We start from the raw sequence: 15,339 nt of genomic DNA, 5'->3' as shown, positions 1-15,339 counted from the left end.
CAGGCTAAAATACGCTCCCTTTTTTAGACGCATTAACACAGGTAACCACTGACAATGGGTAAAAAGCTGCATATTAAGACCTGGGGCTGCCAGATGAACGAATACGACTCATCAAAAATGGCCGACCTACTGGATGCAACGCATGGCTACACTTTGACCGAAGAGGCAGAAGAAGCTGATGTGATTCTGCTTAATACCTGCTCTATTCGGGAAAAAGCCCAGGAGAAAGTGTTCCATCAGTTAGGTCGCTGGCGTCCACTGAAAGAAAAAAATCCCGATTTGATCATTGGTGTCGGCGGCTGCGTGGCTTCGCAAGAAGGCAAAGCGATCCGTGAGCGCGCGCCCTATGTCGATATCGTGTTTGGCCCACAAACGCTGCATCGCTTACCCGAGATGATCAATTCAGTGCGCGGCTCACATTCTCCTGTGGTTGATGTGTCGTTCCCTGAAATCGAAAAATTTGACCGCTTACCTGAGCCAAAGGCCGATGGTCCAAGCGCTTTTGTCTCGGTGATGGAAGGCTGCTCTAAATACTGCACTTTTTGTGTCGTGCCTTATACCCGTGGTGAAGAGGTCAGCCGACCGTTAGATGACGTGTTATTTGAAATTGCCCAATTGGCGCAACAAGGTGTGCGTGAAGTTAACTTACTGGGACAAAACGTCAACGGTTATCGCGGTGCCACCCATGATGGCAGTATTTGTCATTTCTCTGAGCTGCTGCGCTTAGTGGCCGCCATTGATGGTATTGACCGCATTCGTTATACCACTTCGCACCCGGTTGAATTTACCGACGATATTATTGAAGTGTATAAAGACGTGCCTGAACTGGTCGATCACCTACATTTACCGGTGCAGTCAGGTTCAGATCGGGTGTTAAACTTGATGAAACGCGGCCATACCGCCATAGAGTACAAAGCGCAGATCCGTAAATTAAAGAAAATACGGCCTAACCTGAGTATGTCATCCGACTTTATTATCGGCTTTCCTGGTGAAACTGATGAAGACTTCCAAGCGACCATGGATCTGATACAAGCTATTGGTTTTGATATGAGCTTTAGCTTTATCTATAGCGCCCGCCCAGGTACGCCAGCAGCCGATTTACCGGATGATGTCACCGAAGACGCGAAAAAGCAGCGCTTATATATCCTGCAAGATCGTATTAACCAGCAAGCACTGAAAATTGCCCGTGGCATGTTAGGTACCGAACAGCGTATTTTGGTGGAAGGCCCGTCTAAGAAAAATATTATGGAATTAACCGGCCGAACCGAGAATAATCGCGTAGTCAACTTTGAAGGCTCACCCGATATGATTGGCGGTTTTGTTGACGTGAAAATTACCGATGTGTTCAGTAATTCTTTACGTGGCACCTTAATTCGTACTGAAGCGGAAATGGGCTTGCGCCGTGAAATTGCGCCGCAACAAATTCTTGCACGTCAGCCAAAAACTGACGATTTAGGTGTAACTCACTTTGTTCCCTAAGCGAACTGGACAATAAAGAGAAATTTATATTGAATAGTGACAGTAGTTATAGCACTGAATTGCTGATGGAGCCGGTTGATCACCGGCGCCTGACGCTACTTTGTGGCCCGTACGACGATAATCTGAAACACTTAGAACGCCGCTTACAGGTTAATATTAGCCACCGTAATGGCACCATGCGGATTGAAGGCCAACAGCCGAATGTCGACGCCACTATCGACATCTTGCAAGAACTCTATTTACTGACCGCGAATGTCGAGCAGCAACAAGACGGTATTACCCCAGAACAAGTGCACTTGATGATCAGCGAACACGTTGAAATTGAGTATCAAGATGCTGAACCCGGCAGCCGCCAGAAAGAATTTAGCCTAAAAACCAAAAAAGGCCTGATTAAACCGCGTAATCCTAACCAAGCGGCTTATGTTGCTAATGTGCTGCAACATGATGTGTGTTTTGGTGTTGGCCCTGCCGGTACCGGCAAAACCTATTTAGCGGTAGCTTGTGCCGTTGATGCCCTAGAAAGCGGCCTGGTTAAACGCATTATCTTAACGCGGCCCGCGGTCGAAGCGGGTGAAAAGCTCGGTTTCTTGCCTGGTGATTTAGCCCAAAAAGTCGATCCCTACTTACGGCCCTTGTATGATGCGCTATTTGAAATGCTTGGCTTTGAAAAGGTTGAAAAATACCTTGAGCGCGGCGTCATTGAAATTGCACCCTTGGCTTATATGCGGGGGCGAACTTTAAATGATGCCTTTATCATCTTGGATGAAAGCCAAAATACCACCACCGAGCAAATGAAAATGTTTTTAACCCGCATTGGTTTTAGTGCCAAAGCCGTGATCACCGGTGATATAACGCAAGTCGACTTACCGCGTGGCCAGTACTCCGGTTTAAAACATGCCATAGATGTGCTGTCTGCCGTGCCAGAAATCAGCTTTAACTTTTTCAATGCCAAAGACGTGGTACGCCACCCTATTGTGCAACGTATTGTGCAAGCCTATGAAGCTTTTGAAGCGGCAAACCCAAAACCGAATGGCCCTGAGCAGCGAGAATTTAGAGCAAAATGAGCATCACCTTAGATTTACAGCTGGCCAGCTCTGCGAAAAATTTACCTAGCGAAGCGCAATTTCAACAATGGCTAAACGCAGCTGTAACGCCATTTCAAGCTGAAGCTGAAGTGACCATTCGTGTGGTGGATAATGCCGAAAGCCAACAACTGAATGCCCAATATCGCGCGAAAGATAAGCCCACCAATGTGCTGAGTTTTCCATTTCAATGTCCACCGGGCGTAGAATTAAGTTTGCTCGGTGATTTAATCATTGCTGCCGACGTAGTGGCCGCCGAAGCGAGCGAACAAGAAAAACCCTTGTTTGCACATTGGGCCCATATGGTGGTGCACGGGTGCTTGCATTTATTGGGATTTGACCATATAAATGATGAGGATGCCGTTGAAATGGAAGCAGAAGAAATTCAGATCCTCGCGCAGTTAGGCATAGCCAATCCCTATTTATTGGATGATGAATAGTTTTTATTATTTTAACGGAGCACAAGTTCACTGATGAGTGAAGACAACCCCCACTCTAGTCGCGGTTCTGCGAGTCGCAGTTGGTTAGAACGTATCGCCAACATTTTCAACGCAGAGCCTCAAGATCTGTCTGATTTGGAAGATATTATTAGCGAAGCGGCTATGCGTGAGCTAATTGATACCGATACCAAGGATATGTTGCAAGGTGTTTTGGACGTGTCAAAAATGCGCGCTCGGGACATTATGATCCCACGCTCACAAATGGCGACCATTGACATTGAGCAGCCCCTGTCTGAAGTACTACCCATCTTGTTGGAAAACAATCATAGCCGTTATCCGGTGGTCAATGAAGATAAAGACCATATCGAAGGCATTTTGATTGTAAAAGATATTCTGCAATATGCGTTGGATGACACGAATAACGATTGGCAGTGGAGCAATTTAGTCCGCCCTGCTGTGATTATTCCTGAAAGCAAAAAGGTTGATGCCTTACTGCGTGAGTTTCGGCAAAAACGTTATCATATGGCCATTGTGGTTGATGAATACGGCGGTGTTTCAGGCCTATTAACCATTGAAGATATCTTGGAACAAATCGTCGGCGAAATTGAAGATGAACATGACGATCACGAAGATCATGACATCAAAAAGATGGCCTCTCGGGTATTTCAAGTCAGTGCGTTAACCCCTTTAGATGAATTTAATGAAAGCTTCGGCACCTCTTTTGACGAAGAAGATGCCGATACCATCGGCGGTATCGTGTTGCATGCTTTTGGGCATATGCCCGCCCGAGGTGAAAGCATTACGCTGGGCGATCTTAAATTCAAAGTGAGCAAAGCCAACAGCCGGCGTTTAATGCAACTTCAAGTGATTCAACCGCGCAAATCGGAAGAAGAAGGAAACTAATCATTTTGCGTTCTGGCTTATCTCGCTTGGCACTGCCGCTGGTTTTACTGGCGGCAGGCGCACTGAATACCCTGGCTTTTACGCCCTATCATTTGTGGTGGCTACCGTTTTTTACCTTAGCGCTATTAGCGCTGGCCATTCGATACAGTAAGCAACCACGTCAAGCCGCTATTGCTGGTTTTAGTTATGGTATCGGTTGGTTTGGTGTCGGTATTAGCTGGGTGCATGTCAGTATTGATCAATTTGGTGGCTTGCCGCTGATTGCCAGTTTAGGCTTGATGGCGCTGTTAGTGGGCTACCTCGCGTTATTCCCTGCCCTCGCTGCCTGGTTAACCCGCCGTTTTGCCAATGCACTGCCCTTGCCGTTATTATTCGCGGCTAGCTGGATTTTCGCTGAATGGCTACGCAGTGTGATGCTAACGGGTTTTCCTTGGTTATCCATCGGTTACAGCCAAACGGATTCGTTATTACGGCATTGGGCACCATTAATTGGCGAAATTGGGCTCAGTTGGCTAATGGTGTTTGTCGCCGCTAGCGGCAGTTTGTTGTACAAATCTTCCTTAGCACGCTGGCAACAAGCCAGTTTTCTAAGCATTGCCGTTATGCTGGTTGTTATCAGCCCGTTGCTTGCCCCCCTAAAAGGCTGGCAGTTAAGCGGTCAAACAGTATCAGTGTTGTTGGTACAAGGCAATATCAAACAAGATCTGCGCTGGGCGCCAGAGCAAGAATGGCCGACCATGCTGAAATACCTTGATCTCACTCGGCCACATTTAAGCGAACACCATATTATTATTTGGCCAGAAGCGGCTATACCGCAATTAGAACCGTTAGCCATCGATTTTCTAGAGAACCTCGATAGCTCTGCGACCTACAGCGACACCGCTATTATCAGCGGCATTATCGATTATCGACACAAAACCGGCGAAGCTTGGAATAATCTTATTGTGCTGGGTAAGCAACAGCCCGACGCTGAGCGCGGTCACTATTTTTATGGCCATGCTAATCGTTTTAGCAAACATCATTTGTTACCGATTGGCGAATTTGTGCCGTTTGAGCAGCTATTACGTCAGCTCGCTCCGATTTTCGATCTCCCGATGAGCTCCTTTAGCCGAGGTAGCTATGTACAACCGAACCTTATCGCCAATGGTGTACATTTATTGCCCGCTATCTGTTTTGAAATTGCGTTTCCGGCACAGATCCGTGCCAATTTCACTGCCGATACCCAGGTATTACTGACAGTCAGTAATGATGCTTGGTTTGGCGACAGCATTGGCCCCCATCAGCATTTGCAAATAGCGCGCATGCGCGCTTTAGAATTTGGCCGCCCAGTACTACGAGCGACCAACAATGGCATTACCGCTTCTATTGCCGCATCCGGAGAGATCCGGGAGCGCGCCCCCCAATTTACCGAAGCACTGGTGAGTGATCAGTTACCCTTAGCCACCGGACGTACGCTATACAGTACGCTGGGGGATCTGCCGGTGTTTCTACTTAGCTTACTGAGCTTGCTAATAGCAGCTTGGCGTGGTCGCCAGCAGCACAGTTTGTAGCTTTAACTTGGCGATTGTTCCCCTCGCCGTCATCTTCATTTTGCCCCTGCCCACTCCGTGCTACACGCTAACATCGGTTTGCTCTAAGCCGATGTGACCTTGTAACAAATTCGCCGCTATGCGTTTAGGTTCTAGGTACATTAGCGATTAATTTTATAAAAAAGATTATTTATGTTTGCTTTTTGGGCGATATCGTGCCAAAACTAAAACCGCTACTCTTTGCGATAAATAGCAATTTAATTGCGATAAAAACTACAAGGCTGATTTAACAGCCATTAATACAGCAGTGAAGGAAGTACCATGACTCTCAATAAACTCACTCCTCTAGCGCTAGCAACCTTAGTTGCTCTGAGCTTAGCCGGCCACGCCGTGGCTTCTGACCGTTACATCATCCAAGTGGATAACGACAAAAAGGGTATTGTCAAAGCCCTGACCGTTAAGCTCGGTGGTCAAATCCATGTCGATTCTGATGGCTTTATTGCCGCCACGTTCTTGAATAAAGATCTAAGCGAAGTCAAAGGGTTATTAAATAACCCGCATATCAAATTAATCGAACAAGACGTTAAACGTTACCCGTTAGCCCTGTATCAAGATGATGCGGGTAACCCTACGCAACAGCAATTAACGCCTTATGCTTTTTACCAATCACAAGCGAATTTAACCCCATTCAGCTTGGGTACGTCACCTAAGGTATGTGTCATCGATTCCGGTATTGCCCGTGATAATGGTGAAACCGGCGGTTACAACCCAGACTTTAACTGGGGTAGCATTACCGGTACGAGTAACTCAGGCACCAATGACTGGTTCCGCGATGGTGGCCCACATGGTACTCACGTTGCCGGCACCATCGGCGCCGCCAATAATGGCGAAGGTGTGATTGGTATGGCACCGGGAACGCCGATGCATATCATTAAAGTATTTAACGCCGCCGGTTGGGGTTATTCCTCCGATCTGGCACAAGCGGCCAACCTCTGTGCAGCGAATGGCGCTAAAGTGATTAACATGAGTTTAGGCGGTGGCGGTGCCAACAGCACCGAAGAAAACGCCTTTAATAACTTTACCAATAATGGCGGCTTAGTGTTAGCGGCAGCCGGTAACGACGGTAACTCAGTGCGCTCTTATCCGGCAGGTTATGCCTCGGTAATGATGATTGGCGCGAATGATGCCAATAATCAAATTGCTTCTTTCTCGCAATATCCCTCTTGTAGCTCAGGCTCAGGTAAACGCAGTGTCACCAATGAAGGCTTTTGTGTTGAAGTGGCCGCAGGCGGTGTAGATACGCTTTCTACCTACCCTTCTGGTGGTGCTTCCATGGCAGCTTTAACCGCAGGTAATAACGGTTATGCCGCCTCTGCCATGGAAAATACCGGCGAAGCTTCAGGCAGCACTTTCTTTATGGGTGAAGCCACTGCCACTAACAGCGGCGCCTCAGGCAAAGTTTGTGTGATTGACCGTGGCACTATTTCCTTCCATGACAAAGTGAAAAACTGCCAGTTATCCGGTGGTATCGGTGCCATTCTGATTAATAACGTGCCTGGCATGTTATACGGTACTTTAGGGGCGGGCACTGCGAATACGACGTCAATCCCCGCCGTGGGCGCAGCCTTTGAAGATCGTTCAGCCTTACTGAGTGCCGCCACAGCCAGCATCAGCGTTGGTGCTTCAGATTACGGTTATATGAGCGGTACCTCGATGGCCACACCAGCAGTAGCCGGTTTAGCCACGCGTGTATGGTCTAACTTCCCACAATGTACCGGTACGCAAATCCGCAGTGCGCTGAAAGCAACAGCCAGCTTACCTAGCGGTGGCGATCCACAGAAATTTGGTAAAGGTATTGTTAAAGCCAAAGCGGCTTATGATTACCTCAGCTCTTATGGTTGTGCCGGCAACGGTGGTGGTTCAGGTGGTGGTGATCCAGAGCCAGAACCAGAGCCATGTAAAGGCGGTCCAAGAAAATGCGGTTAAACCCGCGCTAAATAAAGAAAGCCGCTGTTAAGCGGCTTTCTTATTTTGTGTTATCACCTTTTTCTGTAGCTTAAGTCAGTGTTCTTTTTTGAAAGCGAGCTAACAGCTATGCAGCATGCCACCGATAGCTTACTCTTCGGCACTGCCATTAACTAATTCGGCCAACAAGGCTAAACGCGCTCGCGCCTTGGCATTGACTGATTTTTTCGGGTATTGGCCACGTGCATTTCGCTCCCCGGCCAATTGCGCCGTTAACAGCTCCAGTGCTTCATCAACAGTCCGCACGGCGTAAATATGAAATTGGCCTGTCGCGACCGCTTCGACCACTTCATGACGTAATACCAAATTTATTTGGTTACTGGCAGGAATAATCACACCTTGCTGCCCCGTCAAACCACGCGATTGACACAGTCTGAAGAAGCCTTCAATTTTTTCGTTAACACCGCCAATCGCTTGTACCTGACCATATTGGTTGATCGACCCCGTTACCGCTAAGCTTTGCAAAATGGGCACTTCAGTAATAGCAGAAATTAAGGCACACACCTCAGCTAAAGAAGCACTATCACCATCGATATGGCCGTAAGATTGTTCCATCGCAATATTGGCGCTAAGTGTCAGCGGGAAGTCTCGCGCATATTTAGAACCCAAATAACCGGTCAGAAGTAATACGCCTTTCGAGTGAATGGCTTTACCGAGTTCTACTTCTCGCTCTATGTCGACCACGCCACTCGAGCCCGCAAACACGGTCGCGCTGATCCGCGCAGGGGTACCAAAAGCCGTATCGCCAATCTCTAATACGGTTAAACCATTGATCTTACCCACGCCAGCGCCATCGGTATCAATGAGGATCTGCCCTTCTTGAATATCTTCTAAAAAGGCCTCACTAATACGCCCGGTACGATATTGCTTACCCGCTAAGGCTTGCTTAACATGCTCAGCGGTTAATTCTTCAGCTTGTTGCTGTTGCGCGAAATAACACGCCTCACGCACTAATTCCAACACATCGGCAAAACGCGCCGATAACTTGCTTTGATGTTCAGCTTGACGAAAACTAAATAACAACAGCTGTTGCAAACCGCAAGCTGATAGCTGGGCAATGTGCATTTGCCGCATCTGTACCTGAATTTGCTGCGTCATATCACTAACCGTTTCGGCGTGATACGGCAAGTAATGTTCAAAATCGGCCAGTACGCGAAACAGCTCGTTAAATTCATCATCGAGATCTTGTACCAGATAATACAGATCGCGCGAGCCGAGCAGCACCACTTTAACATTCAGCGGGATCGCTTTGGGGGTAATAATCGTTGAGTTAGTTACCGCATGTTCACTAAGGGTGTCGATCACAACTTCGCCCGCTTTTAGCGCTAACTTTAGTGCATCCCAAAGCGCCGGCTGTGACAATAAGCGATCGGCGTCTAAAATCAGATAGCCGCCATTGGCCCGGTGTAATGCCCCTGGGCGGATCATCCGATAGTTGGTGTAAAGTGAACCACTAGAGGAGTTATATTCGACGCGGCCAAACAAATTACCGTAACTAGGATTCGCTTCAAACACAATGGGAGCGCCAGACATGCTTTCATAATGCACCAGCACATTGGGCACAAACTCTTCTATAAAAAATTCGCGGCTAATCGGCTCTTCGTTTTTTTCGCCGTCTGATTCATCCGGCAATAATTCCAGCACCGCTTTAATTAAAGGGGTACGCATATCACGCAGATATTTTAATACGCCAAGTTCAGCATTGTAGTCATGTTCTAGCTGCTTCAGCATCGGTTTAATGGCTTGCTCAATGGTGTCTTTACACAACCCTCGCAGGCTCTCGGAGAGTTCACGTTTCCAACGCGGTAGTTCTAATAACTCTTCATTGAGGATGGTTTCTAGCTCTGAAACTAAACCATAAAAATATTGGCGCTGTTCTTCCGTTAACTTAGAAAACTCTTGATCATCTAAGGGTTTACCATCAATGATCGGTGAAAAACTGACGGCGCCGTTTTCTTCGTACAACACCACTTGTTTTTCCAAGGCTTTGCTTTCAACCCGATCAATAGCCTCTTCATAGCGTTTATCAAAGGTACGATGAATGGCTTTTTTCTTCCGTTGATAACCTGGGTTATCAAAAGCGGCCGGAAAGGTATCCATTAACTCATCAATCAGCGCTTCGAGTTTTTTGACCAGTTTGCGGCCTTCTCCGGCTAATAGACGACAGGTACTGGGTACTCGCTCATCATCAAAGTTATTCAGGTAACACCACTCATCTGGCGTGGCTTTTTCACTGGCGGCTTGTTGCAAAATATCATGCACTAGGGTGGAACGCCCTAACGCCTGTTCCCCCATGACATACAAGTTATAACCCGGCATATCCATGCCAATAGCAAACTCTAACGCAGAGCGCGCACGGTCTTGGCCAATAAAGGCCGACGGCAAGGCCGGTTGTTGCAGTGCGGCTGCAATTAATTGGGGATCTAATTGAGGACACAACTGTGTCGGGTGGAGCGCCAGTGACTGATTAAGCTGCGTCATGCATCGCCTTAAAAGGGTTACGTATTGGCCGCTATACTACCAAAAAGCGTCGCGCTCTGCCCAGCGCTAAAGTTTATTATGCGGCTGCCGATAAACAAAATATCCATCATTTAGCATTTCGGGGGCCGGCAATGGACGAACGCAACTGTTTACAAAAAATACGCAACTTAGGAGCACGGCTTCATGAGCTGGAATTAACCCAGCCTTTGCCAGGTAAATCTTATACCTCAGCGGCCTTAGACTTTTTATTTCAGCAACATCAATTAGAACGCCCAAGTGGGGCCGGTTTAGAGACGATTTTACAAACCTTGGGGCAAGCCGTTATGGCAAAACATCATCTGACCTTTTCACATTTAGATGCGAATAGTGTGATTGATTACTTCTGCCGTTATTATCGGGTGCATTAATAATACAGTAGGGGCTACCAGCGCCACAGCCGGTGGCTGCTAAGTAAGCTCCCCAGCAAGGCGAGGGTTGCCGCTAAGCCATAAGCTAACAATAAGTATGCAAGGGCATCAACGCGGCAATGCAAACTATACACTAAGGCGGCTAAGCTACCGGCTAGGCCTCCTACCACCAAGCGCAAAGCCATGCGGTGCAAAGGCCGCGCTCGGCGTAACATTCTTGATAATATCCAGCCTGCCGCCATACCCACTGGCGCTATCCAAGCAATACAGGCCCAAAATGAAGAAACTTGGGCGGCTTGCCCGAAACTCAGCGGCTCACCCATAGTACCTAAACAGAACAATAACCCAACGCTACTAGCAAGTGACAACCATAAGAGCGGGGCCTTGCGCCATTGTGGCAGCAACGGCTGACTAAGCAATAAAGTCAGTTGCAGCAACGTCACCACTAGCATGAATAAGGCAGCGGTTTTCAGCATCCCCGCCAGCGGCCAATCAAAACGTAAACCAAAAGGCAGCATCAATAACAATGCGCACATCAACACCATGCCCAAGGTTAAATAGGTAATTTGCGGTGCTAGAAATGGCCGCACCGCCTGATGTGAGTCGACCAGTTTCGCGATAAGTTGCTCTGTTTTATCCGCCATCTGACTAATTAACCTTATTTATTTTTCATTTAATTCGCTGCGTAACAACTGAATAGCTCGAAACACATTAACCTTAACCCAAGACGAACTGCGCTGCATCAGGTTGGCGGTTTCATCTATCGACAATTCTTCTACCTTGGTGGCATACAACACCTGTGCTTGTGCCGCATTTAGCGGTGCCAGTAAATGACTAACAGCTTGATATTGCTCATCTTCATCCAAAGGCACGCTGGGCTGCCAGCCGTCTTCATCACTTAACGAGTGATGTTCATTCGCCGCAAGTTGACGACGACTTTCAAAATATTTATGCCGCAAAATGCCACTAAGCCAGGGTTCAACGGGTAAGCCAACTTGATACGTATGCAAAATGCGATGTACCGTTAATAACGTCTCTTGCACAAAGTCGTCTAAATGTTGCGCCGGCACATAGCGCCGTGCTCGCATGCGCAAAAACGGTACAATGGCGCTTAAAAAAGCACTGTAAGCTTGCTTATCTCCCTGCTGGGCTCGTTCTAGCAGAACCTGCCAGTCGTTCATGTTTAATCCTGTTCCTATGGCTGTCGACGGCCAATTGCTTTGTTATTGACGATAACACGACAAAAAGTTACAGCAAAAATAAATTATTTTTCTGTAACCTTTTCTAGTTTTCTCGCCAATTACCCCTGAACACACCGCATTTTGTGGTTTATTTCTCTCACAATAGGATTTTTATTATGTTAAGTACTTCTTTAAAAACGTTCGCCCTAGCTGCAACTTTCGCCGTAGCACTATTCACTGCCCCGCAAGCGAATGCCACTAACTTTGTCTTACCCGCTTACTCCGCAGCACAATTAGTCGAGGCAGAGCAACAAGGTAGCTTTGTACTAGTTGCCACTAAACCCGGTTGCCCAGTGTGTGCGAAACAAGTGCCGGTGATTGAGGCACTGTTAAAGGACCCCGCGTTTAGCGATCTTAAAGTGCTGCAATATAACCAAGTAACAGAGAAAGCATTAAACAATCGCTATGGCGTTACCGGTCAAAGCACCATTATTGTCGTGAATAAAGGCGAATTAGTGTCCTTAACCCGAGGCTTAACTGACGAGCAAGCGATTAAAGCTGAAATGCTAAAAGCGCTATAACACGGGAGTCGGTTAATGATTGATTTTAGCCTGTTACCACTGCTATTACTGGCGGGTATGTTAATTACGTTATCACCGTGCATTTTGCCGGTGCTGCCCGTAATGGCCAGTTCTGGCTTAGCAAAACATAAATTGGCTCCCGTATTTACGGGTATGGGTTTGGCCATTGGTTTTGCTTTGATGGGCATGCTGCTGCATGGTCTTGGCAGTGTGCTTGGGCTAAGTGATAGTGTTACCCGGCCATTGTTTGCCAGTTTATTGGTATTATTTGGTTTAGCCTTAGTGTTGCCTTGGTTCAAGCAAGGCAGCAGCGGCTTTTTTGCGCCCTTGGCCGCTAAAGCGGACCAACTGGCTACAACCTTGGAACAAAAACCCGGTGGTGCCTTTTGGTTAGGCTTAATGCTGGGCGCCATTTGGAGCCCATGCGCAGGCCCTATTCTCGGTGCGGCATTGGGCCTCGCCGGTAACTCCGGTAGTTTAGTCAATGCGGGCGTGCAAATGCTGGTGTTTGGTATTGGCGCCGCACTGCCGCTAATTGCTATCGCTTATCTGTTTGCCGGTTCCGCTCGACGTTTTTTACCCAAAATCGCCGCTGGTGGAGAAAAAGCACGGCAAGTTCTTGGCTACAGTTTATTGTTGGTGGGTCTACTGATCTTAACGGGAGCCGATCAAATGATACTGATTTGGGCTACGGATAACCTGCCTGACACCTGGTTAAATTTAATTACCACCTATTAATCGGTTTGAATCGTGTCGCAGCAAAGCCATTGAGACACGAACAAGCTATACTTTACAGATAACCCGCTTCTGTTTAGGCTAAGACAAAACAGAGTGGCGGTAAAAAGTGCCGCAACGGGCGCTGATGCAACAAACAACAAGGATCTCACATGAACAGCTTAACCAAAACACAACTTACCCTAGCCCTAGGTGCTTTAGCACTGGGTTCAGCTACTGTAAATGCCGAAACGAACAATAACCCGTTTCAAGCACAACAACTGACCATGGCCTATCAACTGCACAATCACACCGAAACCGGCACAGGCGTAAAGGTTAAACTTAAAGATAAAGCGCAAGAAATGAAGTGCGGAGAAGGCAAGTGTGGCGAAGACATGAAAAAAGCCGCTGCCGATAAAGCCAAAGAAATGAAGTGTGGCGAAGGTAAATGTGGCGAAGACATGAAAAAAGCCGCTGCTGATAAAGCCAAAGAAATGAAATGTGGTGAAGGCAAATGTGGTGGCGACATGAAAAAAGCCGCGGCCGACAAAGCCAAAGAAATGAAGTGTGGTGAAGGCAAGTGTGGCGCAGAGATGAAAGCACACGCCCATGATAAAGCCGACGCAGCGAAAGCGGCGGGTGCTGATAAAGCCATGGATGCCAAGAAAAAAGCCAGTGATAAAGCCAAAGAAATGAAATGTGGCGAAGGTAAGTGTGGCTCTATCTAAGTCACTCATGCCCTTGTCACTCGACAAGCACAGCGCGGGCCTTGGCCTGCGCCGTGAAATGCTGCCGGAATTGCTTCAGCAAAAACCGGCAGACATTGATTTCTTTGAAGTGGCGCCAGAAAACTGGTTACCTTACGGTGGCAAACTGCAACGCGATTTTCGGCGCTTAACCGAACAGTATCCGTTTTTTTGTCATGGCTTATCGCTATCGATTGCCAGCCCCGATCCCTTAGATGTGGCCTTTGTTAAACAGGTAAAACAGTTTTTGGATGAACATCAGATTTTGCAGTATAGCGAGCACTTGAGTTATTGCTCTGCCGATGGCCATCTGTACGATTTAATGCCAATCCCTTTTACTGAAGAAGCCATCCATTATGTCTCTGGCCGCATCCAGCAGGTGCAAGATATTTTAGAGCGCCCGCTGATCTTAGAGAATGTCTCCTACTATATTGCACCCGATCAGCAATTAAGCGAGCAACAGTTTTTACAGGCGGTATTAGAAGAAGCCGATTGTCAGCTGTTACTGGATGTGAATAACATTTACGTTAATGCGGTTAATCATGGTTATGACGCCAACACCTTTTTACAAGCGATGCCAACCGAGCGCATTGCCTACTATCATGTTGCCGGGCACTACCAGCAAACAGCAAACCTATTAATTGATACCCATGGCGCCGATGTGCCCGATCCAGTATGGCAACTGCTGCAAGCGGCTTATCAACACCATGGTGTAAAACCCACTTTATATGAACGTGATTTTAACGTACCGGCCATGCCGCAGCTTTGTCAGGAGCTTCGTTATATCAAGCAGTTGCAACACGCACAGCGTCAATTAGAGCGGCAAGCCTCATGAGCCAGTTAGCTCAAATGCAACGAGATTTTGCCAAGGCGATCCGCAATCCTGATAAACCACCTAGTGCCGTAGCAACCTTAGCGCCTGAGCGCTTGCAGGTTTACCAAGAATTGTTTTTTAATAATGTGCGCGGCTTTATTGATAATGCCTTCCCGGTATTACACAGCCTGTACCCAGCTAAAGCCTGGCTGGCGTTACAAACCGCATTTTTTCGTGACTATGCCTGTCACTCACCTTATTTTTTGCATATCGCCGAGCAATTTGTCAGTTTTTTACAACAATACACATTGACCGCCGAGGATCCGCCTTTTCTGGCTGAGCTGGCGCATTATGAATGGGCAGAACTCTATGTCGGCACCGTCAAAGCCACCCAAGCGGTTGAACCACTTGCTGCAGATGACGTCAGCACGGCAGCATTGGCCTTGTCAGAACTGGCACTACTGAGCGCCTACCAATTTCCGGTACAGCAAATTAGTAAAGACTTTCAACCGAGCACGCCAGGTGAGCTACAGTGTTTTTTGATCTATCGCGATTTGGCTGATGAGGTGATTTTTGTCAGTTTAAATCAGGCTACCTTATTGCTATTAAATAATATCCAACAACAACCCGGTCAGCCCCTATCCGAGCATATTCAGCAGCTTGCTCCAATGCTGCCGCAACTTAGCCCAGCGCAATTAACGGCAGCGGCCTTGCCGTTATTGCAGCAATGGGCAGCGGCTGGCGCAATTGTGCGTGCTCCAGACATCGAGCAAGTTTGAGCAAGCTTCGTTACCGGCAAGCTTCTCCAGCCGAAGCTTTACGCAGCGCTTAACCTTTTCGCCGTTGGCGAGATACTTTCTTTTGTGTCGCCAAAAGAAAGTATCCAAAGAAAATGCGACCCCACTTCCGCTCGAAAGCCCAACTGCTCATGCGCTGTCCAAGGCGAAAACGTAACTC

Annotated in this window: 15 protein-coding genes; 12 read left to right on the top strand and 3 right to left on the bottom strand. The window is 47.6% G+C overall.

Features of this window, described 5'->3' with window-relative positions; genetic code table 11:
- The first annotated feature begins 54 nt into the window (after positions 1 to 54).
- The 6 genes from miaB (at position 55) to LMJ53_RS12270 (ending at position 7,419) form a co-directional block, all read left to right on the top strand.
- Positions 55 to 1,479, top strand: coding sequence for a tRNA (N6-isopentenyl adenosine(37)-C2)-methylthiotransferase MiaB (miaB, locus tag LMJ53_RS12295; protein WP_229586408.1), 1,425 nt, complete (start codon positions 55 to 57; stop codon positions 1,477 to 1,479).
- A 65-nt stretch (positions 1,480 to 1,544) separates the two neighbouring features.
- Positions 1,545 to 2,543 (top strand): PhoH family protein, encoded by a 999-nt coding sequence (locus LMJ53_RS12290; protein WP_229586478.1) that lies wholly within the window; start codon positions 1,545 to 1,547, stop codon positions 2,541 to 2,543.
- Complete coding sequence (ybeY, locus tag LMJ53_RS12285) at positions 2,540 to 3,001, top strand: rRNA maturation RNase YbeY (protein ID WP_229586406.1); 462 nt, start codon at positions 2,540 to 2,542, stop codon at positions 2,999 to 3,001. Before LMJ53_RS12290 ends, ybeY begins: the two co-directional genes overlap by 4 nt.
- Before the next feature lie 33 nt (positions 3,002 to 3,034).
- Positions 3,035 to 3,904: an HlyC/CorC family transporter gene (locus tag LMJ53_RS12280; protein WP_229586404.1), complete on the top strand. Its 870-nt coding sequence runs from the start codon at positions 3,035 to 3,037 to the stop codon at positions 3,902 to 3,904.
- Positions 3,905 to 3,909: 5 nt separating this feature from the next.
- Positions 3,910 to 5,454: an apolipoprotein N-acyltransferase gene (lnt, locus tag LMJ53_RS12275; protein WP_229586403.1), complete on the top strand. Its 1,545-nt coding sequence runs from the start codon at positions 3,910 to 3,912 to the stop codon at positions 5,452 to 5,454.
- 300 nt (positions 5,455 to 5,754) lie between these two features.
- On the top strand, positions 5,755 to 7,419 hold the full coding sequence (locus tag LMJ53_RS12270) for a S8 family serine peptidase (protein WP_229586402.1): 1,665 nt from the start codon (positions 5,755 to 5,757) through the stop codon (positions 7,417 to 7,419).
- A gap of 129 nt (positions 7,420 to 7,548) precedes the next feature.
- Here LMJ53_RS12270 and LMJ53_RS12265 read toward each other — a convergent pair whose 3' ends face one another.
- Positions 7,549 to 9,939, bottom strand: a complete 2,391-nt coding sequence (locus LMJ53_RS12265; protein WP_229586401.1) for a Lon protease family protein — start codon at positions 9,937 to 9,939, stop codon at positions 7,549 to 7,551.
- A gap of 131 nt (positions 9,940 to 10,070) precedes the next feature.
- Here LMJ53_RS12265 and LMJ53_RS12260 point away from each other — a divergent pair, with 131 nt between their 5' ends.
- Positions 10,071 to 10,346: a hypothetical protein gene (locus LMJ53_RS12260; RefSeq protein ID WP_229586399.1), complete on the top strand. Its 276-nt coding sequence runs from the start codon at positions 10,071 to 10,073 to the stop codon at positions 10,344 to 10,346.
- 14 nt (positions 10,347 to 10,360) lie between these two features.
- Here the strand turns inward: LMJ53_RS12260 and LMJ53_RS12255 are convergent, their stop codons facing one another.
- Both LMJ53_RS12255 and LMJ53_RS12250 read right to left on the bottom strand, forming a co-directional pair.
- Complete coding sequence (locus tag LMJ53_RS12255; protein WP_229586397.1) at positions 10,361 to 10,990, bottom strand: NrsF family protein; 630 nt, start codon at positions 10,988 to 10,990, stop codon at positions 10,361 to 10,363.
- An 18-nt stretch (positions 10,991 to 11,008) separates the two neighbouring features.
- On the bottom strand, positions 11,009 to 11,527 hold the full coding sequence (locus tag LMJ53_RS12250; RefSeq protein ID WP_229586395.1) for a sigma-70 family RNA polymerase sigma factor: 519 nt from the start codon (positions 11,525 to 11,527) through the stop codon (positions 11,009 to 11,011).
- A gap of 176 nt (positions 11,528 to 11,703) precedes the next feature.
- Here LMJ53_RS12250 and LMJ53_RS12245 point away from each other — a divergent pair, with 176 nt between their 5' ends.
- From LMJ53_RS12245 to LMJ53_RS12225, 5 genes are all read left to right on the top strand, one after another.
- The gene (locus LMJ53_RS12245; RefSeq protein WP_229586393.1) at positions 11,704 to 12,108 is read left to right on the top strand and encodes a TlpA family protein disulfide reductase; all 405 of its coding nucleotides are present in this window, start codon (positions 11,704 to 11,706) and stop codon (positions 12,106 to 12,108) included.
- Between the two features lie 15 nt (positions 12,109 to 12,123).
- A complete protein-coding gene (locus LMJ53_RS12240; protein ID WP_229586392.1) occupies positions 12,124 to 12,846 on the top strand; it encodes a cytochrome c biogenesis CcdA family protein in 723 nt (240 codons plus the stop codon).
- Between the two features lie 149 nt (positions 12,847 to 12,995).
- Positions 12,996 to 13,550, top strand: a complete 555-nt coding sequence (locus LMJ53_RS12235; protein ID WP_229586390.1) for a hypothetical protein — start codon at positions 12,996 to 12,998, stop codon at positions 13,548 to 13,550.
- 7 nt (positions 13,551 to 13,557) lie between these two features.
- Positions 13,558 to 14,403, top strand: coding sequence for a DUF692 domain-containing protein (locus LMJ53_RS12230; RefSeq protein ID WP_229586476.1), 846 nt, complete (start codon positions 13,558 to 13,560; stop codon positions 14,401 to 14,403).
- Positions 14,400 to 15,161 (top strand): DNA-binding domain-containing protein, encoded by a 762-nt coding sequence (locus tag LMJ53_RS12225; protein WP_229586388.1) that lies wholly within the window; start codon positions 14,400 to 14,402, stop codon positions 15,159 to 15,161. The genes LMJ53_RS12230 and LMJ53_RS12225 overlap by 4 nt, the downstream gene beginning before the upstream one ends.
- The last annotated feature ends 178 nt before the right edge of the window (positions 15,162 to 15,339 follow it).

Source organism: Rheinheimera sp. UJ51, assembly GCF_020819615.1.
In the GTDB taxonomy this organism is placed as follows: Bacteria; Pseudomonadota; Gammaproteobacteria; order Enterobacterales; family Alteromonadaceae; genus Alishewanella; species Alishewanella maricola.
The sequence above is the reverse complement of the archived record's forward strand: the minus strand, read 5'-3'. Positions and strand labels throughout refer to the sequence as shown.

Excerpts from the sequence above, each read along its gene's own strand:
- LMJ53_RS12270 (WP_229586402.1), top strand. The coding sequence starts at position 5,755 with ATGACTCTCAATAAACTCACTCCTCTAGCGCTAGCAACCTTAGTTGCT.
- LMJ53_RS12240 (WP_229586392.1), top strand. The coding sequence starts at position 12,124 with ATGATTGATTTTAGCCTGTTACCACTGCTATTACTGGCGGGTATGTTA.
- LMJ53_RS12250 (WP_229586395.1), bottom strand. The coding sequence starts at position 11,527 with ATGAACGACTGGCAGGTTCTGCTAGAACGAGCCCAGCAGGGAGATAAG.
- ybeY (WP_229586406.1), top strand. The coding sequence starts at position 2,540 with ATGAGCATCACCTTAGATTTACAGCTGGCCAGCTCTGCGAAAAATTTA.
- LMJ53_RS12265 (WP_229586401.1), bottom strand. The coding sequence starts at position 9,939 with ATGACGCAGCTTAATCAGTCACTGGCGCTCCACCCGACACAGTTGTGT.
- LMJ53_RS12225 (WP_229586388.1), top strand. The coding sequence starts at position 14,400 with ATGAGCCAGTTAGCTCAAATGCAACGAGATTTTGCCAAGGCGATCCGC.
- LMJ53_RS12230 (WP_229586476.1), top strand. The coding sequence starts at position 13,558 with ATGCCCTTGTCACTCGACAAGCACAGCGCGGGCCTTGGCCTGCGCCGT.
- LMJ53_RS12235 (WP_229586390.1), top strand. The coding sequence starts at position 12,996 with ATGAACAGCTTAACCAAAACACAACTTACCCTAGCCCTAGGTGCTTTA.
- LMJ53_RS12260 (WP_229586399.1), top strand. The coding sequence starts at position 10,071 with ATGGACGAACGCAACTGTTTACAAAAAATACGCAACTTAGGAGCACGG.
- miaB (WP_229586408.1), top strand. The coding sequence starts at position 55 with ATGGGTAAAAAGCTGCATATTAAGACCTGGGGCTGCCAGATGAACGAA.
- LMJ53_RS12255 (WP_229586397.1), bottom strand. The coding sequence starts at position 10,990 with ATGGCGGATAAAACAGAGCAACTTATCGCGAAACTGGTCGACTCACAT.
- LMJ53_RS12290 (WP_229586478.1), top strand. The coding sequence starts at position 1,545 with ATGGAGCCGGTTGATCACCGGCGCCTGACGCTACTTTGTGGCCCGTAC.
- LMJ53_RS12280 (WP_229586404.1), top strand. The coding sequence starts at position 3,035 with ATGAGTGAAGACAACCCCCACTCTAGTCGCGGTTCTGCGAGTCGCAGT.
- LMJ53_RS12245 (WP_229586393.1), top strand. The coding sequence starts at position 11,704 with ATGTTAAGTACTTCTTTAAAAACGTTCGCCCTAGCTGCAACTTTCGCC.